18 protein-coding genes are annotated in these 19,129 nt (G+C 61.3%); 8 read left to right on the top strand and 10 right to left on the bottom strand.

Annotated elements, in window-relative coordinates:
* The 5 genes from E4656_RS13620 to E4656_RS13600 all read right to left on the bottom strand — a co-directional run bounded on the left by E4656_RS13620 (position 1) and on the right by E4656_RS13600 (position 4,239).
* The gene (locus E4656_RS13620) at positions 1-768 is read right to left on the bottom strand and encodes an AAA family ATPase (RefSeq protein WP_135483838.1); all 768 of its coding nucleotides are present in this window, start codon (positions 766-768) and stop codon (positions 1-3) included.
* A gap of 69 nt (positions 769-837) precedes the next feature.
* Entirely contained in the window at positions 838-3,081 is a 2,244-nt protein-coding gene (locus E4656_RS13615) for a DDE-type integrase/transposase/recombinase (protein WP_135483837.1), read from the bottom strand.
* A complete protein-coding gene (locus E4656_RS13610; protein WP_135483836.1) occupies positions 3,078-3,455 on the bottom strand; it encodes a hypothetical protein in 378 nt (125 codons plus the stop codon). Before E4656_RS13610 ends, E4656_RS13615 begins: the two co-directional genes overlap by 4 nt.
* The gene (locus E4656_RS13605) at positions 3,452-3,886 is read right to left on the bottom strand and encodes a hypothetical protein (protein WP_135483835.1); all 435 of its coding nucleotides are present in this window, start codon (positions 3,884-3,886) and stop codon (positions 3,452-3,454) included. Before E4656_RS13605 ends, E4656_RS13610 begins: the two co-directional genes overlap by 4 nt.
* A 2-nt stretch (positions 3,887-3,888) precedes the next feature.
* Positions 3,889-4,239, bottom strand: coding sequence for a helix-turn-helix domain-containing protein (locus tag E4656_RS13600; protein ID WP_167856063.1), 351 nt, complete (start codon positions 4,237-4,239; stop codon positions 3,889-3,891).
* Positions 4,240-4,424: 185 nt separating this feature from the next.
* Here E4656_RS13600 and E4656_RS13595 point away from each other — a divergent pair, with 185 nt between their 5' ends.
* From E4656_RS13595 to E4656_RS13585, 3 genes are all read left to right on the top strand, one after another.
* Positions 4,425-4,844, top strand: a complete 420-nt coding sequence (locus E4656_RS13595) for a helix-turn-helix domain-containing protein (protein WP_135483833.1) — start codon at positions 4,425-4,427, stop codon at positions 4,842-4,844.
* Positions 4,845-4,853: 9 nt separating this feature from the next.
* Positions 4,854-5,507, top strand: a complete 654-nt coding sequence (locus tag E4656_RS13590; RefSeq protein ID WP_135483832.1) for a hypothetical protein — start codon at positions 4,854-4,856, stop codon at positions 5,505-5,507.
* Positions 5,508-5,730: 223 nt separating this feature from the next.
* The gene (locus tag E4656_RS13585) at positions 5,731-6,495 is read left to right on the top strand and encodes a hypothetical protein (RefSeq protein ID WP_135483831.1); all 765 of its coding nucleotides are present in this window, start codon (positions 5,731-5,733) and stop codon (positions 6,493-6,495) included.
* Positions 6,496-6,576: 81 nt separating this feature from the next.
* Here E4656_RS13585 and E4656_RS13580 read toward each other — a convergent pair whose 3' ends face one another.
* From E4656_RS13580 to tsaD, 5 genes are all read right to left on the bottom strand, one after another.
* Complete coding sequence (locus E4656_RS13580) at positions 6,577-9,144, bottom strand: peptidase M16 family protein (RefSeq protein ID WP_135483830.1); 2,568 nt, start codon at positions 9,142-9,144, stop codon at positions 6,577-6,579.
* A 90-nt stretch (positions 9,145-9,234) separates the two neighbouring features.
* A complete protein-coding gene (locus tag E4656_RS13575; RefSeq protein ID WP_135483829.1) occupies positions 9,235-10,968 on the bottom strand; it encodes an alpha-glucosidase in 1,734 nt (577 codons plus the stop codon).
* 106 nt (positions 10,969-11,074) lie between these two features.
* Positions 11,075-11,638, bottom strand: a complete 564-nt coding sequence (gene folK, locus E4656_RS13570; RefSeq protein ID WP_135483828.1) for a 2-amino-4-hydroxy-6-hydroxymethyldihydropteridine diphosphokinase — start codon at positions 11,636-11,638, stop codon at positions 11,075-11,077.
* Positions 11,639-11,649: 11 nt separating this feature from the next.
* On the bottom strand, positions 11,650-12,060 hold the full coding sequence (locus E4656_RS13565) for a dihydroneopterin aldolase (protein WP_205849207.1): 411 nt from the start codon (positions 12,058-12,060) through the stop codon (positions 11,650-11,652).
* Complete coding sequence (tsaD, locus tag E4656_RS13560) at positions 12,057-13,100, bottom strand: tRNA (adenosine(37)-N6)-threonylcarbamoyltransferase complex transferase subunit TsaD (protein WP_135483827.1); 1,044 nt, start codon at positions 13,098-13,100, stop codon at positions 12,057-12,059. Before tsaD ends, E4656_RS13565 begins: the two co-directional genes overlap by 4 nt.
* 155 nt (positions 13,101-13,255) lie before the next feature.
* On the opposite strand from tsaD, the gene E4656_RS13555 reads away from it, so the two are divergent.
* The 5 genes from E4656_RS13555 to rpoD all read left to right on the top strand — a co-directional run bounded on the left by E4656_RS13555 (position 13,256) and on the right by rpoD (position 19,078).
* On the top strand, positions 13,256-14,008 hold the full coding sequence (locus E4656_RS13555; RefSeq protein ID WP_135483826.1) for a YdcF family protein: 753 nt from the start codon (positions 13,256-13,258) through the stop codon (positions 14,006-14,008).
* A gap of 162 nt (positions 14,009-14,170) precedes the next feature.
* Positions 14,171-14,386, top strand: coding sequence for a 30S ribosomal protein S21 (gene rpsU, locus E4656_RS13550; protein WP_135483825.1), 216 nt, complete (start codon positions 14,171-14,173; stop codon positions 14,384-14,386).
* A 152-nt stretch (positions 14,387-14,538) separates the two neighbouring features.
* Positions 14,539-14,982 (top strand): GatB/YqeY domain-containing protein, encoded by a 444-nt coding sequence (locus E4656_RS13545; protein WP_135483824.1) that lies wholly within the window; start codon positions 14,539-14,541, stop codon positions 14,980-14,982.
* Positions 14,983-15,129: 147 nt separating this feature from the next.
* The gene (gene dnaG / locus E4656_RS13540) at positions 15,130-17,082 is read left to right on the top strand and encodes a DNA primase (protein ID WP_135483823.1); all 1,953 of its coding nucleotides are present in this window, start codon (positions 15,130-15,132) and stop codon (positions 17,080-17,082) included.
* A gap of 154 nt (positions 17,083-17,236) precedes the next feature.
* The gene (gene rpoD / locus E4656_RS13535) at positions 17,237-19,078 is read left to right on the top strand and encodes an RNA polymerase sigma factor RpoD (protein ID WP_135483822.1); all 1,842 of its coding nucleotides are present in this window, start codon (positions 17,237-17,239) and stop codon (positions 19,076-19,078) included.
* Positions 19,079-19,129 lie beyond the last annotated feature (51 nt).

The following is a 19,129-nucleotide window of genomic DNA, read 5'->3' as shown; positions in this document are numbered from 1 at the left end:
TCACACCCTCCGCTTCGGCGCTTCGCCGCTGTAGAGTGGACGGTCACCCCAGGTGGCCAAATCAATGAAGTCCAGCCCGTCAGACAATGCCGCCTGGCGTACCGATTCCAGATTGACGCAGATCCGACGGGCAGCCCCTCTCGATACATCAGAGATGCGGGACATCAGATCATCCGCTATCGCCACCTCTGAGCAATACATCTGCGCCAGTGCCTGAGCGTCGTCCAGGTTGCACGGCTGTGCCGGCACCCAGGAGAGCATGCGGTTGTGGAACCGTTCCCACTCGCGCAGCTTGGCCGGCAGCATCTCTTCACCAATCAGCAGAATGGCGGCGTTGCTGCCTTCGTAGATGTCGCGCACCACTTCGACCGCCTTCTTGCTGACGATGTGATCCATCTCATCAATGATCAGCGGCCGTTGGCTCAGCACCAGCTGCTCGCTGATCTGGTCCGCCATCTCGTACAGCGTCTTGGCGGGGGCAATGCCCATCTCGGTGATGATGGCCAGCAACAAGGCCTTCTTGGTCCAGGAGCTTTTACACTCCACGTAGTAGGCCCGGTGCCGGTTGGCACAGTAGGCGGCGGCGGTGGACTTGCCCCAGCCGGACGGCCCATAGAATGCAACCAGGCCGGGCAGGTGCGCCGGTCGATCCAGGGCACGCTCCAGGGCTTCGTTGCACAGCCCCACGTTCTGCAACGGGGCGGTGGTCAGGCCGCTGTGTGGATTGACCGGGTTGAGGTTTTGCGTCAAACTTTGTTGCGTTGTCATGTCAGTACTCCATCGGATTGACATCATCGCGCCCGTGCCGATACACGGGCGCACTTCTTTAAACGCCGGTTAGGCGTCCTTTACTTGCAGGTTAAAGTCCGCATAAAACGTTTTCTGGGACTTGTAGGCTGAAGACTGGGGAAAGTGCTTGTGGAACCGGGCCTCCGCGTCTGAAGGCACATGGCCCGCCGCAATCTGCCGGTCCAGGCGCACCCACCGCTCATACTTATCTCGATTCGATTCAATCGCCGTTACGGGCGCTTTGGGCTTGTTTTTCTCGGCCTCAAACTGCGCCTTGAATTTCGCTTTTTGCTCGGGCGTCATTTGCTGCTGCGCATCAACCTGAGGCGCTCCGGTACGGCGCGCGCGGGCGGCCTTGCCAGCCTGCTCAAGCCCGTCGGTGGTGTAGCTCACACCCGCATGCGGCATCATGGAGACGTTCTCCGCCTCTTTGCGCCGGGCATCCATCACCACCGCACCAATGTTCTTGTTCACGCTCTTGCGGAACTGGCCGAAATCTTCACGCTGCGACTTCAGGAATTCTTTCTGGAACTGCTGGGCAGCTCGGGCCCGGTCCTTGCGAGAGATCCCCAGCAGCTCGGCGCACTCGACCACCGCCACAAACTCGCCGTCCACGTAGGCCGTCAGACGGCCAATGTCCTGCTCATCACGCTTCAGCTCAGCCTGCTTACCCACGTGCTCAAACAGCTCCGGGGCGTCGTACTGGTGGTTCTCAAAACGGATGCCTTTTTTGGTGATCGTGCGCCAGCCGCCAATCTCTTCCAGCAGCAGGTCCAGGGCGCGCTCATCGTGTATCTTGTTGACCGGCTCTTTCCAGGCGGCGGCCACCTCAAAGGGGCTGCGGCCGTCCAGGCCACTGTGCGGGTCCCGGCCATACGCATAGTCGGCCCAGTCGTCCAGCAGCTTCTGGAACTCTTCGGACGTCAGGCTCACTTCCACCACCTCATCCTTCGACATGATGCGCTGGGCGAAGCTTTTGCGGCCCTCAATCACCTTGCGATCAGCCACGCTGTGGCCGATGTAGCCGGGCAGCATTTCCACAATACTGTGGCTCATGGTCTTCAAGGCACGCTCAATGGTGCCCTTCTGCTCAGACGCAAAGGGCAGGCACAGCCGCTGATCAATGTCCAGGCTGCGCACCACGCTCTTGAACTGGTGTGACACGTAGTCCGCGCCGTTGTCGGTGACGATGGCTTCAGGAACACCCCAGTCCAACAGCGCCCGGCGGAACACCTGGCACACCGCCGTGGCGGTCGAGGTTTTGGAGACCAGCGGCTTGAGCCTGCGTGTGTACATGTCGATCACCGCTATCACGCTGTGACGGCCGTCTTTCAGCATCAGGTCGCCCGGCGTGGAATCCAGCTCCCAGCGCTGGTTCAGCCGCTTCACATCCTCATGCTGCGAGCCGACCGCCGCCATGTAATTGTTCTTCCAGGCATCGGGGTTGGTCTCGTACATGAAGTACTGAGCATTCTCTTCCTGCCAGTGCTTCATGTAGCGCTCAATGGCCTTGACGGAGACCGTGTTTTTGTCCGGGTGATCGGCCTCCAGGTATTTCTTGATTTGCGTCGGCGTGGTGTGCGGATTGGCCAGCATCATGTCGTGAATGACCTTGGCCAGACCCTCGACCTGCAGCACTTTGAATTGGCCTTTGCGTGTGCCATGGCCATCCACCAGCCCCCACAAGCCTTCGTCTTTGTAGTCGTAGTGCCAGCGCTTCAGGCTGCCCACGTGCAGGCCGCGACCACCGCCGTAAGTGGGCATCCAGTCCCAGACCGATTCCGGCAGATTGATCTCGCCGGCGTTGGCCAGCTCGGCGAATTGTTTGAGTGCCGGGCGCAGCGGCAACTGGCGTCGTCTCTGGTAGTCCCACAGGGCCATCAATACGGTTTCACGGGCCTTGGCGCGCAGGCGTTTCGGACTGTCGGACGGCAGGGCTGAGAAGCGCTTCAGGCCCTCCTGTTTGGCCGCCTGGACGGCCCGTTGTTTTTCCTCACGCTCCGCCGCCAGGCGGCGGGCATGGGCGGCAGCGTTGCCACCTGATACCTCTGCAGGGGCCATCTCGGCAGCGCCCCGGTTCAGAGCTTCCTGCGCCGCCTCGCGGGCCGACAGCTCGGCAAGCGCTTCGCGCACGGGCTTGGGCAGTGAGTCCACTGGGTAGTGGCGCTGCAGGCCGCCATTCGTTGACACCTCCTCGAATGGCCACCTCTCTTTATCAGCGCGTCGAGTGATGGTCGATGGGTTCTTGGCCAGAGCCTGCGCTATGCGCTTTCGTGTCACCACCCGACTCATGCGCACTCCTCCTGCCACCGATAACCGGCGTCAATGATGAGATGCGAACGGGCGCTCAAGATGAAAATGTCGGGGCCGTCGCCAGGGTATAAAAACGCAAACCCCAGACCGGCCAGCTCACGCGCAACACGCCGCGCAACGTGCCGGCCTTTGCGGGAGAAGTACCAGATATGGGTGTTCGCCATGTTCAAAAAATCGTGGTCGTACCCGGTGCCGCCGGCGCTGCCATAGGCCAGTTCCAGCGTGAGGTCGGTGCCGGTATCCACTTCCAGCATCATGTAGGGCCGATCGCTGCGGGCGCGCAGCCGTTCAGGCATGCCTTCAAGGTACTGGCTATCTATCCAGCACTGGCGCTCGCTTATGATTGTTGTCATTCCATCTCTCCCATTATTCGCTTCAGTTCGCGGATTTTTTTGGCCGCGTCTTCCTTTACCCGTTCCAGCTTGCCCAGCTCATTGGTGAGCGTGTCTTTGCCCACCAGCAGACGGGCGCCGCGCTTCTCGGCCAACCAGGTGGTCAGCGCCAGGGTTTCGCACGCACTCTCCAGCACAGCGGCTTGATGAAACGGCATGTTGTATGCCTCGCGGCTTTCGCTCGACCAGGCATCCACCATGTACTTGGACACCTCTTGTCCGGTCAGGCGGCTCATGCGGGCAGCCAGTTCATACCGGTCCACGCCCGAATCCTTAATGACGGCACTCACCAGGTGGGCGACTTCGGCGCGGTAATCCATGCTGGCCGGTACCGGCGCCACCGGCGTCGGTATCAGGAACATGTCATCGGTTAAAGGATCCCGGCGGCGCATGTCTAAATCCGCTCCCCGTTATCGACATTGCGCTGGTGGTAAGGGGTGGTATCCTTTGGTTTCTTGGTAGCAGACTTTTTAGGGCGGCCCATGCGGCGGGCGGGCAGGCCGTCTTTCGTATACCGCTCAGGGAAAAGCTGCTGCGGCGTAAGGCCAACGGCGTCCGCCATGATCTTCTCCATGCGGGGGTAAGGGATGTCGAACGCCCGGTACAGAGTCTGGCGCGCCAGGCCCTTTTCCCGGGCCACGGCAGCCAGTGAGGTGCCCTGTATGGCCACTTGATAAACGACCCACGCCCGTCGCTTGGCGGGGTCACGTAATAGGGCTTTGGTGGTGCTGTCTAATATAGTCATGGGTTTAGACATTAGCACTCAATTGAGAGCATAACAACACTCTTTAGACGCGCAACACCTTAAATTTTGTACTCATTGGAGTGCTATTCAAATAATGTCAATGAAATCAAAGAGTTGCCCTAGGTGTTGCGCCGATAACAGTGGTGTTGCGAAAGTGCGGCATAAGTGCGACAGAGGTGTTGCGCATGGATGAGCTAATTGGCAGTCGGCTAAAGAGTGTAAGAAAGGCGCTCGATTACACTCAAAAGAGTATGGCTGAAGCGGTGGGCAGCAAGTTTCGCTCTTGGCAACAGTATGAGGGGGGTAGTCGCGTGCCAGGCAGTCAAGTCATTGCTGGCTTAGTAGAACAAGGCATAAACGCTAACTGGGTGCTGACGGGACATGGCCCTATGTATCTGAAGGATCTAGGGAGCGCAGGCTTTGACGAAACCCTTATGAGGGTTGTGATAGAGGCAATCGAGGAGGCCATGGAAATGCTGGATCTGGAAATTACGCCAGCCTCAAAAAAGGCAGACCTGATCCTGGCGATCTATGAGATGTACAACGAAACCGGCGCCCAACCGGACGCCAAAAAGGTAATAAGGCTAATAAAAACAGCAGCTTAGTGAGGTAGTATGACTGACGACAAGGACCACAAAAAGATCAAAAACAACGTCACGCAGATGTTTGGTGAGAACATCAGGAAGAAGAAATCAGCTGAGCCCGACCGCCCAAACATAGGCGGCAGTAGCAACAGCATGAGTGGCAACAGCTTTAACGTGGGCGGCAATGCCCAATTTCACCAGGGCGATATACATCACCACGCTCCCAAAAGGGTCAGTGTGAATTTCACACCTGGCCCTGAGCACATCACGCCCAAACAGGCGCGCGACATTCAGCGGACACTGGATGACCTGGTGAGGGCCGAGGAGGCGGCCACAGGGGTCCCGCCCGCCAAGCTTTTCCCGAAGTGGCACCGAGTCGTGCGTGATCGGTATGACGTAGAAACCTACCGGGCGATACCCACCCACCTGGGTGATGACGCACTGGCCTGGCTCAAACAAATGAAAGCCATTAAGCGCCGAGATGCTAGTGCTGCAGGGGCTAGAGTCGATCATAGCCGCAAAGAGCTGTACACAGCCATATGGGCACGATCCAAGCAACTAGGCCTCAGCAAGGGTGACGTGTATCATGAGGTCAAGCAACGGCTAGGCCTGCAGATCAGCAGCCTGACCAAACTCAGCGACGACCACCTGCAGCGCCTTTACGACTCTATAATGAGCCGTTAAACACCGCTTACAAATGTGTCCCAAGTCTCGCGTCGTATTGACGATATTCTGAATATTCATGCGACGCGACAATTTTTACCGCTGCTCGGTTCCAGCTCCAGCAATGCCGCATGAACACTGGGCTCAGCCCACATGCTCCCGACAAGTCCCACTTAGTCCCACTGTTCCCAACCCATCTGTCACCTCACAGCTGCTGCGTGAGCAGGGCAACCAGAACCGTCGGTTGCAGGAAGCCCATCTGGAGCAGGAGCGCCTGAATCTGGAGCTGGGGCACGTCACACGCCAGCGCCGATCATTGCAGCACCGGCAGACCGATCAGAACCGTGCCATTCTGCAACTGGCTCAGCAGTTCGAAAAAATCGCCGGCACTGCCAGCCAGAAAGTCAGCAAGACCCGCATCGACCCGGTGGTGAAGTCACAGCTCAGCTTTCTGCATGTGATCTGCAATGACCTGGTGGAGTTGCTGGAAGTCGAAGTCAGACACGACAGCCTGCATGAAGACCACTTTGTGGTAGACCATGAATTGCAGGCTCTGGTGGCACGACTGCATGAAGAGAACCGCCTGCCGGAAACGGTGTCACTGCAACATGAAGATGCAGACATCAGCGCGCGCACGGACCGTCGTGTGTTTCTGCGCGCCGTGGAAGTGGGGCTGGCCACCATGTCCCCGCTGTCTCAGGGCAAGCCCATGCAGGCCGGCATGATCAGCTACCTGCATGCTGAACTGGACGACGTTGTCCAGTTCACCTTCACCGCCTTCGACTTCACGCTGAATGACATGGATGCCAACCAGTGGTTCACCCACTTCCAGTTGCACAGCAGTGAGGACGGGCGCTATCTGGGCCCGGGCCTGGGCATGTTGCTGCTCAAGCGCTACGCGGAACTGCTGGGTGGCGAGGTCCGTGTCTCTGCGGAACTGAACGATCAGATCAGTGTCTATCTGACCCTGCCGCTGCGTATCAATCAGGACGATGAAGAGGAGGTCTGAGCCGACCTCCTACCCTCCTATCGCCCTATCACGCCTGTACCCACGCACAATCAGCCCAGGCGCAGTCTGCCGACCCGTGGTTTACCACTCACGGGCCCCGGCAGGCATCTGCCGGGCTGAACTGTAGTCATCAGCCCAGTCAGCACCAATTTCATACACCGTCAACTGGCGCGCATTGGTATCGAACAGCCACTGGCGTACAAAGAACTGCCAGCCGTCCATATTGGTGCCTTCGAGGGTGCGCGCCTGCTGCAGACGGCCATTGAAATGTGGCCGGCCAGCAGTGATGTCGTCCCAGTGATAGGCCGCCAGCGCCGGCAGCGTTGATGCGGCATCACGCAGCAGGTCGGCGCGGCGCTGGGTACTGGCGCGGAAACGTTCCGACGACAAGCCCTCGGCAGCCAAGGCCAGTTGCACCCAGAATGTTTCCAGATAGAGCCCCAGGCGCGCCGGGTCCTGAGTCTGACTCGACAGTTCGATATCCAGACCGGTATAGCCCAGCGGTGCCCGCAGTGCCATATTGAGCTCGCCGCCGAACTCCTCACCGCGCACGGCCATGGTCAGGGTTTCTTCCAACCACGGGAAGGTCCAGTCGGCCAGCGTGCGCTGACGCATGTTGTATTCCGGCACCTGCAGCACCCGGCTGACCTGGGAGCGGCCGCCGTTCAGGCTCAGCTCGGCCACCCGATGACCGGTATCCAGGCGCCACAGTGTATCCGGGCGCGGTGGCACTTCGGCCATATGCTCGGCAGGCCGCTGGGTTTCCAGCCATTCGGCGAACCGCCCGGCATCCTCGCGCGGAATACGACCACTCAGCAATACGGTGTTGCGCAGTCGGCCCAGGTCTTCGGGCTGCGGTACCGGCAGCAATCCGGCCCGCTCCCGCATCAGGCGATCAGGTTGCCGCACTTCGGGCATGGCCTCCGGCAATTCAACCGCCAGGCCTTCCAACTGCTGAATCAGGTCATAGAGCCAGGGTTCTACTTCCGGCCAGCGGTCGGTGTAGTGCCAGGTCACGCCCTGGTCGTCAACTTCAACGCGCAGCCCCTGCGCCGGTGTGCGGGCATGATGATCGGTCCAGATAATCTGGTTGCTCCAGCCGGGGCCGTGGCGATAGGCCCAGCGGCGCCAGCGTTCCTGCTCCCGCTGATCAGGGCCAATCGGGTAGTGCACACGCACATGCGCAGAGGCCAGCGTGGTGCCGAATCGGTTGTCTTCATAATGCCAGACGGTGGCACCCTCTTCATCCAGCAGCAGGCCCGGCTGCCAGCCCAGCAGTTCATATTCGTTCGGGTCCACCCCGGGCAGATCATCGCTGCGCTCGGGCTCCGAGCGCGGCAATTGCAGAGTCAGGGCCTGCGTCAGATCCGGTTCTGGCAGCGTACCGGCAGAGGCAGCCGCATTGCCGCGCAGATCCAGTTGCAGCAGCAGCGTCGGGTCCAGATCCAGATCGTACAGCGTCAGTGCTTCGGCAACGCGCTCTTCACCGGCAATACGTGTAATCCGGGTGGGCGCCGCCGGATGATTGAGCAGCTGTGCCAGAAAGCTGGCCAGGGTACTGTGCAGACGATTGAGGTCAGCTGCATCGTTGGAGGCCAGGTCGATATCCAGAATCAGGAAATCATCATTGAAACGTGCCTGCAGGCCTTCGATGATGCCGGCATTCTGCAGTTGCCGAGTGATGCCTTCCTCGTAAGGCTGGTTGAACCAGTTGACCAGGCGGTCGGCACTGTCCAGCTGTTCGGAGCCCAGCCGCCAGGGATACAGCAGACGCAGATCAGGTGCCTGCGGGTGCAGTTCCCGATTCACACTCACCGGCTCGGTACGGGCATCGGGCAAGCCCGCCACCGGGCCTTCCGGCAAGGACTCTGCAGACGGCTCTGCGGCCTGGTCACGCAAACGGCCAAAGGTCTCCCGGGCCAACGCCTCCAGCTCGGACAGCGGCATGGGCGCACGCAGTGTGATCTGCATCAGGGGGGCCGTCAGCCGGTCATCTGCGTAGCGGGCCAGCTCACGCGCGACGGCTTCATTGCTCATGCCTTCCCAGCCTGCCATGTCATGCTGCAGCGGCGGCAGGTCGGGCAGTCCCTGCTGCAACAGGGCCGATACCCGGGCGACCTCTCCCGGACTCATGAAGTCATAGGCGGCGTCCAGGCCGGTCAGTTGGCCCCGCTCATAGGCAATGCCTTCCAGCGGCAAGGTCGGGGAACGCAGCAGCCGCGCGACATAGTCGACCTCTTCGGCAAAAGCGCTGGGACTGGTCTGGTACTGGATATGAGTATGCGTGCGGTCAACTCGGGTACTGACCGCACCCAGCGGATCGCGCAGAGCCCGGGTTTCCAGGTGGCGGTAACCGGAGTCACTCTCGCCGTAGAACAGCACCCGGCTGAACAGCTGATGCCTGGCCGGCCAATCCTGCGGGTCTTCCACCGTGCCCGACAGCCAGCGCCAGTCCAGACTGGCCGCCGGCGCATCCGGGTCCGAGACCACCTCGACTTCCATGCCGTTGTCGAGCGTCAGTTGTCTGGATTCCGCTTCCGTCAGACGGATATCCGCAGGCTGGACAGACCACCACCACAGTCCGCCCAGCGTCAGCAACACCAATACCACCACAGCCAGCAGGCCGTGCAGAAACCATTTTGTCAGCACACCTTCGTCCCCGGTTGCCCGTCAATGGCGACCGAGTATAACAGTGCCAGCCGTGCAGACCAGTCATGCGACCGCACTGACGGTCGCTTTTCAACCGGCTGACGCCGTCGGCAGTTGCCCGACCAACGCCTGCCAGGGCGCCAGCGACTGCACAGGGCCGCTCGGCAGCGGCTCATTGGACCAGAGCCAGAGCTCGACCGGTGGCAGCTCGGTGGGCAGGGTCTGCGGCTCATTATGCAGGTTCAGCGCGATCAGCCAGTTCTGCTGCTGATGCCGACTCCGAAAGACCACCAGCGCCTCATGCTCCGGCCACAGCCAGGTCAGTTCGGCATAGGCCAGCCCCGGGTTGGCCTTGCGCAGTTCGATCAGTTCCCTGAACCCGTGCCAGACCGAACCGGGCCGCGCCATGGCTTCTGCCACATTGATCTGCGCATAGTCCGGATTGATCCGCAGCCAGGGCGTGCCCGAGGTGAAGCCCGCCTGCGCCGAGTCGTCCCACTGCATGGGGGTACGGGCATTGTCCCGGCTCTTGAAGTGAATGGCCGGCATCAGCGCAGCCGGATCGCGACCGCGCGCCACCTCTTCCCGATACCAATTGAGTGTTTCCAGATCACGGTAGTCTTCAATGGGGAAGGCGACATTGGTCATGCCGATCTCGTCACCCTGATAGATATAGGGTGTGCCGGGCAGGGTCAGTGGCAGTGCGGCCAGCGCCAGGGCTGATTTCTCGCGCCACTCGGGGCTGTCATTGCCGAAGCGGGACACCGTGCGCGGTTGGTCGTGATTGGTCCAGAACTGGGAGTTCCAACCATCACCGTGCAGACCCTGAATCCAGCGCCCCAGGATGGATTTGAGCTCCGCGCGCGACCACGGCTGTTTGATATCCCACTTGCCCAGCGGCCCGCTGTCGAGATCCATGTGTTCCATCTGGAAAATCATGTCCAGTTCACCCCGGTCCTGCCCAACCAGCTTGCGGCCCTCGGCCACATCGACGGCCACGCATTCACCCACTGTCATCACATCCCGGCCGGCCAGGGTGCGCTGATGCATTTCCTGCAGGAACTCGTGCAGCCGGGGGCCGTTGACGAAGTAGCGGCCACCCCAGGCCAGCTCGCCTGGGGGTGTGTCAGGCACCGAGGGCAACCCCGGTACCTTGGACAGCAGATTGATGACATCCATGCGAAAGCCGTCGATGCCCATGTCGAACCAGCGGTTCATCATGTCGTACACGGCCTCGCGCACCGGCGGGTGCTCCCAATTCAGATCCGGCTGCTTGCGCGAAAACAGATGCAGGTAGTACTGCCCGGTCGCAGCATCCTTTTCCCAGGTCGAGCCGGAGAAAAACGAGCGCCAGTTGTTCGGCGGCTGTTCGCCGGCAGGTGTGTCCACGCCGTCGCGCCAGATATAGAAGTCGCGGTGCGGGTTGTCCCGACTGCGCCGCGACTCGACAAACCAGGCGTGCTCGTCGGAACTGTGGTTGACCACCAGATCCATGATCAAGCGGATGCCACGCTCGTGCAGGCCGTGCAGCAATTCCTCGAAATCCGCCATGGTGCCGAACTCAGCCATGATGGACTCGTAGTCGCTGATGTCATAGCCATTGTCATCATTGGGCGAGGCGTAGATGGGGTTCAGCCAGACAATGGTGATGCCCAGTGCCTGCAGATAATCCAGCTTGTTTATGATGCCGCGCAGGTCGCCAATGCCATCGCCATTGGTGTCGAGAAAACTGCGGGGATAGATCTGATACACAATGCCTTCACGCCACCAGCGGCCGTGTTCGCGGGCTGCCGTATCAGCAGCAACAGTTTCGGGTTGGACCATGGGGCCTCCATCGATGCGGGCTTGCTCTGAAGATGTGCGGCTGCAGCGCCGCGCCTGCAGGCAGACTAGAACAACAGCCAATGGAAGAAAAGCAGCAGGACGGCGCTCAGCCCAGCGGCAGGGAACTGGCCAGGGGTGCCAGCTCGACAGGATGCAGGGGCTGCAGGCTGTCGCCGATCTGCGCCCACAATTCGCCCCAGGTCCGCTGTTCACCGGGCACCTGGCCCTGCGGGCGCAGGTCGGCCAGCGGCTTCAGCACGAAGGCGTGGCGGAACACTTCCGAGCGCGGCAGTTGCACCCCCTCTATCCAGCCGTGCAGGTCGCCACAGGTCAGGATGTCCACATCCAGATTGCGGCTGGAGAATTTGGGCTGGCTGCGGTCGCGGCCAAAGCCGTCTTCCAGCGCCTTGAGCCAGCGGTTCAGCTCGTCAACGGACAGCTCGGTCCGAATGGCGGCCACACCATTGTAGAAGGGACTGCCGGCAAAGCCGACAGCTGCACTCTCATAGAAGGGTGAACACTCGACGGTCCCGAACTCGGCGCGCAGCGCCGCCAGGCCGGCCTGCAGGTGGTAATCCCGCCGGATGTTGGAGCCCAGACCCAGCAACACCTCGACGGCTGTCGAGGGCTTGGCTACAGACCGCGGTGCCTGGCTCGAATGACTGCTCATGGCGAACTCACTCAGTTCTCTGTCCGATCATCGGCCTGACCACCCCGGTGGCGGGTCAGATGCAGCTCGGCACCCCGGGCACCGGGAATGCAACCATCCTTGTACAGCACCATATCCAGTCGGTCCGCCGTGAAGCGGACCAACAGCTCTGCACACAGCGCCTCGGCAAAGGCTTCCAGCAACTCATACCGGGCCTCGGCACCAAAGGCGACCACGGCTTCGGCGATGGCGGCATAGTTCAGGGTATCGGCGAGGTCATCCGACCGCCCGGCAGCCCTGATATCCGTGTACAGCGTCAAATCCATGCGCAGCGTCTGCAGGGCTTCGCGCTCGAAATCGTAGACCCCGATCAGGGTCGGCACCTGCAGATTGCGGATGACAATGCGGTCGCGGCTGTCATGCCCGGGGGTCATCTCACTCATGCGGCCTGCCCTGCACTCTGTCCGGGCGGCTGCAGATCAGTCAATGGCCAGCGCGCATGCAGGGTCACGGCACTGTCGACCTGCTCCCCGGCAAGCAGCCGCTGGGCACCGGCATAGGCAATCATGGCACCATTGTCGGTACAGAAGCGCAGGTCGGGATAGTACACCCGCCCCCGCTCTTTCGCGGCCATGCGGTCCAGTGCTGCCCGCAGGGCGGTGTTGGCACTGACGCCGCCAGCCACCACCAGCGTACGATGGCCGGTGGCCTGCAGGGCCCGCCGGCACTTGACCTCCAGCGCCCGCACCACGGCCGTCTGAAAGCCGAGGGCCACATCGGCCCTGTCCTGCTCGGACAGCGGGGTCGGCAACCTGGCCACCGCCTGGCGGACGGCGGTTTTCAGCCCACTGAAGGAAAAATCCATGCCGGGGCGGTCAATCATGGGGGCCGTGAACACGAACCGCTCCGGCACGCCCTGTTCGGCCAGCCGGGCCAGCTCGGGACCACCCGGATACGGCAGGCCGAGCAGCTTGGCCGTCTTGTCGAAGGCTTCGCCGGCGGCGTCATCGAGTGATTCGCCCAGCAGCTCATAGCGCCCCAGCGCCTCGACCTTGATCAGCTGCGTATGCCCGCCGGACACCAGCAGCGCCACAAAGGGAAACGCGGGCGGTTCGGCTTCCAGCATGGGCGCCAGCAGATGCCCTTCCATATGATGCACGGCCACTGCCGGCACGCCCCAGGCCAGCGCCAGACTGCGCCCCGCCATGGCGCCCACCATCAGAGCACCCAGCAGCCCGGGACCGGTCGTATAGGCCACCCCGTCGACATCCTGCCGGCTCAGGCCGGCCTCGGCCAGTACCTGATCAACCAGCGGCAGCAGGCGCCGCACATGGTCGCGCGAAGCCAGCTCCGGCACCACGCCGCCATATTCGGCGTGCAGCTTGACCTGGCTGAACAGGGCATGCGAAAGCAGCCCGCGTTCGGTGTCATACACCGCCACGCCGGTCTCATCACAGGAGGATTCTATTCCCAGTACACGCATTGGCGACCTCGGTGCTGCCCGTTTTGGTATCATGGCCTGCGGATGATACTGGGCAGAACAGGCCAAGGCTACCCGAGCAGCGGCAGAGTCGGCACTATAAGCGGCAGCGGCAGCTGCCACCCGGCCCCGCTTTTACATAAAGGAAGTGCGAACCGATGTTGAGTGCATGGAAATTCTGGCTGCTCCCGCCCGGGGCCAACCTGTTGCTTCTGGGTCTGGCCCTGCTTCTGGTCGGCCTGAAATGGCGGCGCAGCGGCTGGCTGCTCTGTGCCCTGGCGACATTGAGCCTGCTCTGGCTGGCCCTGCCCTCCGGCGCCTGGACGCTGCACCGTTTTCTGCACATCCACCCGGTCCCCACGGTAGAATCAGCCGCGCAGGCGCAGGCCATTGTGGTTCTGGGCGGCGGGCGCCTGCATGCTGCGCCCGAATGGGACGGCCTGGATACGATCAGCAACCCTACTCTGCGCCGCCTGCACGAGGGCGTGCGCTGGCAGCGCCAGCTTGGTCTGCCGCTGGTGTTGTCCGGTGGTCTGGGCACTGCCGACCAGGCGCCCGAGGCCGAGCTGATGGCGCGCAATCTGCGCCAGGTCTATGATCTGGACCAGTTGCTGCTGGAACCCGACAGCCGCAATACCTGGGAGAACGCACGCTTTACCGCCGCCCTGCTTCAGCAGCACGACCTGTCACCGGTGCTGCTGGTCACGCAGGCGCACCACATGCCCCGTGCCGTCTATGCTTTCGAGCAGGCCGGCGTGGCCGTGATACCGGCGCCAGTGGAGCATCTCTCGGTGCCATCGGCAGGCCGGCTGACCAACTGGGTGCCCAGAGCCTACTACCTGCACCAGAGCAGCCAGGCCCTGCACGAATGGCTGGGCCTGGTCGCCTATCGCTGGCGCGGCAATAACTGAAGCACTGAGCCCCACGGCGCTTTGACTTTCCCCATGGGCAGGCGTAAAATCGCGCATCCCGAATCTGGGCGGTGTCTGACCTGTCACCGCTGCAGCCCAGGGGTTGGCCCGCCAGGGGCCATTTCGACACCAACATACACAACGGAAATTGAAGGGGATTAGATGCCTCAGGTTAAAGTGAAAGACAACGAGCCGTTCGACGTAGCACTGCGTCGTTTCAAGCGTTCCTGTGAAAAGGCCGGTATTCTGGCAGACGTACGTCGCCGTGAATTCTATGAAAAGCCGACCTGGGCTCGTAAGCGCAAGGCTGCTGCGGCAGTGAAGCGCCATGCGAAAAAACTGCAGCGCGAACAGAAGCGCCTGCAACGCAACTACTGATCCGATCACTGGACATTCCCGTGCACCTGCCTGTTCCGTTGGCAGATGACGTTGAATTGATTGGACTTCCGTTGGTATGAGCAGCGGGGCTGTGTGCGGCGCAGCCCTTGTGCTATTTCCGTATTTCACCGAATGATCGGAGACCAGAGCCCATGGCACTGAAAGAACAGTTGCAGACTGCCATGAAGGACGCCATGCGTGCCAAAGACAAGGCACGCCTGGGTGTACTGCGCATGATACTGGCCGACATCAAACGGGTGGAAGTGGATGAGCGCATCGAACTGGATGATGCCCGGGTACTGGCTGTGCTGGACAAGATGCAGAAACAGCGCCGGGACTCTTTCGAACAGTTCGAAGCTGCCGGTCGGCAGGATCTCGCCGACACAGAGAAAGCTGAACTGGAGGTGATTGCCCAATTCCTTCCCGCCGCCCTGAGTGAATCGGAACTCAACGAATTGATCGACAGCGCCCTTGCCGCTACCGGAGCCGCCAGCATGGCGGACATGGGCAAGGTCATGGGCGTACTGAAACCCCAGGTCCAGGGTCGTGCCGACATGGGCCAGGTCAGCCAGCAGGTCAAGGCCCGACTGGGCTGACGCTTGACGCTGCACCCGACTTTTCTTGCACTCTGACCTCCGATATACGGCACAGCCTGCTGACGCCGTTGACAGACTCGCTATACTGATCTGCACGGGGCAGAGTTTTCACTGTTGAACACGGCGCTCAGGCAGGAATACCCAACCATGGCCGGTCTGATTCCACAATCCTTCATTGACGATGTGCTTGATCGCGTCGATATCGTGGACGTCATTTCCTCGCGGGTAAAACTCAAGAAAGCCGGCAAGAGCCATCTCGGGCTGTGCCCTTTTCACAATGAAAAAACCCCCTCCTTCAATGTGGTGCAGAGCAAGCAGTTCTACCACTGCTTCGGCTGTGGCGCCTCCGGCAACGCCCTGAAGTTCCTGCTGGAACATGACCGCATGCATTTCCCCGAGGCAGTGGAAGAACTGGCTCGCATGGCCGGCATGGAAGTACCGCGTGAACACAACCCCGAGGCCGACCGCAAGCGCCAGCAGCAGAAAACCCTCTATGGTGTGCTGGAACACGCCGCCGACTTCTATCGCCGCCAGTTGCGCGAACATGCCGGCGGCGACAATGCCGTACGCTACCTCAAGGACCGCGGCCTGAGTGGCCAGGTCGCCCAGCAGTTCGGGATCGGTTTCGCACCGCCGGGCTGGGACAACCTGTTGCGCAACCAGCAGGCCGACAATGACCGCGCCCAGCTGCAGCGCCTGGTCGATTCCGGCATGGTGATCGCCAAGGAAGACGGCAAGACCTACGACCGCTTCCGTGATCGCATCATGTTTCCCATTCGGGACATCCGCGGCCGGGTGATTGCCTTTGGCGGCCGCGTCATGGGTGATGACAAGCCCAAGTACCTGAACTCACCCGAAACCACCATCTTCCACAAGAGCCGCGAACTGTACGGCCTCTATGAAGCCCTGCAGGCGCAGCGCCAGCCGGAGCGGTTTCTGGTGGTCGAAGGCTATATGGATGTTATCGCCCTGCACCAGTTCGGCCTGCCCTATGGGGTGGCCACCCTGGGCACCGCCACCAGTGCCGACCACCTCGACAAGCTGTTCCGCCTGGCCAATGAAGTCATCTTCTGTTTCGACGGTGACGATGCCGGCCGCAAGGCCGCCGTACGAGCACTGGATACCGCGCTCAGCGAAGCCGGGGACGGCCGCACGCTGCGTTTCCTGTTTTTGCCACAGGGTGAAGACCCGGACACCCTGATCCGGCAGGAAGGGCTGGAAGCCTTCGAAGAGCGGCTGTCCCGCGCACCTACACTGAGCGAATTCCTGCTGCAACACTGGCAGGAGCAGGTCGACATGGAGACCATGGACGGCCGTGCACGCCTGGTGCATATTGCCGTGCCCCAGCTCAAGCAACTGCCGCCGCAGGGTATGCTGGTATCGCTGATCATGCAGCGTCTGGCCGACCTGGCCGGCCTGCCGCCCGAGCTGATCCGCCAGCGTCTGGCCGAAGCGCCCGACCCCAAGACCACCCAGCGCCCGGCCACACCGCCGGTGGCGCAGGAGGCCGCCCCCGTGCCCCCGCCACCGGACCTGATGGAACATGCCGACCCCGGGCCGCCGCCGGACTGGCTTCAGGATGGCCCACCGGTGCTGGACACCCTGAATGAAAACCAGCGGCTGCCCTCTTCCCGGGATCTGAACCAGACCCGCCAGCCGCCGCCGTGGCAGAAAGCCATGGCGCTGATGCTCTGCTGGCCGCAACTGGCGGAAGATATTGACCTGGGCGAACGTCAATTCAAGGACGGGGATCACATCGCGTGGGTGAAAAGTATGCTAACCTTGTTACAATCCAGAGCTGCAGCCAATCGCTACGAAGCCATGGACCTGCTGGCCCCGCACGGTTTTGAAGATCTGCTGCGTGGCCTGTCGCGCACGGAGTACTTTGCCATCCTGACCCGGCAGAACAGCCCGGGTAAGCATCACAAGGACATCCTGCGAGCACTGCTGCGCGACCTGACGCATGAACCCACGGAACGGGAAGAATACGAACAATTGCGGCAGCTTTGGCTGACCGATCGCAAGAATATGACCGGGGTACAGAAAGAACGTTACCTGACCCTGTTGAAAAAGAGCAAGCTGAGCCCCACATTCGAATGATTCCGGCGACCTGCGCACAAATCAGCCGCCCGTGATTGGCAGTAGAAATGTCACGGCCGGTTCAGCTATACTATTGCGCCTTTTTCCGGGCGCCGGTCGCGGCACCGATTGGTGGACTCAACCCCCGAGCACATGACAGAAGACAGGTATTTGGATGGCTGAACAATCTCAGCAACAACAGTCGCGCCTCAAGAAACTGATTTCCAAGGGCAAGGAACAGGGCTATCTGACCTATTCCGAGGTGAATGACCACCTGCCGGAAGAAATTGCCAGCCCGGAGCAGGTTGAAGACATCATCCGCATGATCAACGACATCGGCATCAGCGTTGTCGAAGTAGCGCCAGATGAAGGCGACACCCTGTTCATGTCCGACGATGCCAGCCCTGCTGACGAAGACGCCTCCGAGGAGGCCGCAGCGGCCCTGGTGGCCGTGGAGTCCGACACCGGGCGCACCACCGACCCGGTGCGCATGTACATGCGTGAAATGGGCACCGTCGAGCTGCTGACCCGTGAAGGCGAAATCGTCATTGCCAAGCGCATTGAAGAAGGCCTGCGCGAAGTGATGTCCGCCCTGGCTCACTTCCCCGGCAACATCGAGCATGTACTCGAAGCCTGGGACGCCAGCCAGGAAGAAGAAGGCCGGCTGACCGACATTCTCAGCAGCTTTCTGGACCCGGACACAGACCAGACCCCGACTGCTGCGCCCACGCCGACAGTGACTCCGGCCAAGGACGACGACAGCGACAACGACGACCTGGATGAAGAAGATGATCCGGCCGACGGCGGTGTCGACCCCGAACTGGCCCGCCAGCGCTTCGAGGCGCTGCGGGAAGCGTTCGATCGTGCCCAGAAGATCATCGACAAGCACGGCCGCGAGACCAAGGAAGCGAACAAGGCCCTGAACGAACTGGGCGAACTGTTCTCTCCCTTCAAGCTGGCCAACCGCCAATACGATCTGCTGCTGCAGAACGTACGCAATGCCGTGCATATCGTGCGCACTCAGGAGCGCAACATCATGCGCATCTGCACCCAGCAGGTCGGCATGCCGCGGCGCGACTTCATCAAGAGCTTCCAGGGCAACGAGACCAACCCCGAGTGGCTGGAAAAGCTGTTTGATGACAAGACCTATGGCAAGCGCCTGTTCGAACACGAAATCGAACTGAAGCGGGCCCAGCGCAAGCTGCGCAACCTGGAGAAACTGACCGGCCTGAATCTCTCTGAGATCAAGGACATTCACCGCCGCATCTCCATTGGTGAAGCCCGTGCCCGGCGCGCCAAGAAGGAAATGGTCGAGGCCAACCTGCGCCTGGTCATCTCCATCGCCAAGAAGTACACCAACCGGGGTCTGCAGTTCCTCGACCTGATTCAGGAAGGCAACATCGGCCTGATGAAGGCCGTCGACAAGTTCGAGTACCGGCGCGGCTACAAGTTCTCCACCTACGCCACCTGGTGGATTCGGCAGGCCATTACCCGCTCGATCGCCGACCAGGCACGCACCATCCGTATTCCGGTGCACATGATCGAAACCATCAACAAGCTGAACCGCATCTCGCGGCAGATGCTGCAGGAGATGGGCCGTGAAGCCACACCGGAAGAACTGGCCGAGCGCATGGAAATGCCGGAAGACAAGATCCGCAAGGTGCTGAAAATCGCCAAGGAGCCGATTTCGCTCGAAACGCCCATCGGCGACGACGAAGACTCCAACCTGGGCGACTTCATCGAAGACAGCACCATGGAATCACCGTCTGACAGCGCCAATGACAAGAGCCTGGAAGAAGCCACCCGGGACGTACTGGGCGGCCTCACAGCACGCGAAGCCAAGGTGCTGCGCATGCGCTTCGGTATCGACATGAATACCGACCACACGCTGGAAGAAGTCGGCAAGCAGTTCGACGTCACCCGCGAGCGAATCCGCCAGATCGAAGCCAAGGCGTTGCGCAAACTGCGCCACCCCAGCCGCTCCGACCACCTGCGAACCTTTATCGACGAGCAGTAGGCAAGGGCTCACTTGTAGGCTGTGAGCCTTGCTCACGCATGCGCGGCCAAG

The organism is Natronospirillum operosum, assembly GCF_004768465.1.
Classification (GTDB): domain Bacteria; phylum Pseudomonadota; class Gammaproteobacteria; order Pseudomonadales; family Natronospirillaceae; genus Natronospirillum; species Natronospirillum operosum.
Note: the sequence above shows the minus strand (reverse complement) of the source record. Positions and strands in the feature narration are given on the sequence as shown.

Coding starts and splice junctions, on each gene's coding strand:
- E4656_RS13590 (WP_135483832.1), top strand. CDS start 4,854: ATGACTGACGACAAGGACCACAAAAAGATCAAAAACAACGTCACGCAG.
- rpoD (WP_135483822.1), top strand. CDS start 17,237: ATGGCTGAACAATCTCAGCAACAACAGTCGCGCCTCAAGAAACTGATT.
- rpsU (WP_135483825.1), top strand. CDS start 14,171: ATGCCTCAGGTTAAAGTGAAAGACAACGAGCCGTTCGACGTAGCACTG.
- E4656_RS13620 (WP_135483838.1), bottom strand. CDS start 768: ATGACAACGCAACAAAGTTTGACGCAAAACCTCAACCCGGTCAATCCA.
- tsaD (WP_135483827.1), bottom strand. CDS start 13,100: ATGCGTGTACTGGGAATAGAATCCTCCTGTGATGAGACCGGCGTGGCG.
- E4656_RS13565 (WP_205849207.1), bottom strand. CDS start 12,060: ATGAGTGAGATGACCCCCGGGCATGACAGCCGCGACCGCATTGTCATC.
- E4656_RS13615 (WP_135483837.1), bottom strand. CDS start 3,081: ATGAGTCGGGTGGTGACACGAAAGCGCATAGCGCAGGCTCTGGCCAAG.
- E4656_RS13610 (WP_135483836.1), bottom strand. CDS start 3,455: ATGACAACAATCATAAGCGAGCGCCAGTGCTGGATAGATAGCCAGTAC.
- E4656_RS13555 (WP_135483826.1), top strand. CDS start 13,256: ATGTTGAGTGCATGGAAATTCTGGCTGCTCCCGCCCGGGGCCAACCTG.
- E4656_RS13595 (WP_135483833.1), top strand. CDS start 4,425: ATGGATGAGCTAATTGGCAGTCGGCTAAAGAGTGTAAGAAAGGCGCTC.
- dnaG (WP_135483823.1), top strand. CDS start 15,130: ATGGCCGGTCTGATTCCACAATCCTTCATTGACGATGTGCTTGATCGC.
- E4656_RS13605 (WP_135483835.1), bottom strand. CDS start 3,886: ATGCGCCGCCGGGATCCTTTAACCGATGACATGTTCCTGATACCGACG.
- E4656_RS13545 (WP_135483824.1), top strand. CDS start 14,539: ATGGCACTGAAAGAACAGTTGCAGACTGCCATGAAGGACGCCATGCGT.
- folK (WP_135483828.1), bottom strand. CDS start 11,638: ATGAGCAGTCATTCGAGCCAGGCACCGCGGTCTGTAGCCAAGCCCTCG.
- E4656_RS13575 (WP_135483829.1), bottom strand. CDS start 10,968: ATGGTCCAACCCGAAACTGTTGCTGCTGATACGGCAGCCCGCGAACAC.
- E4656_RS13600 (WP_167856063.1), bottom strand. CDS start 4,239: ATGACTATATTAGACAGCACCACCAAAGCCCTATTACGTGACCCCGCC.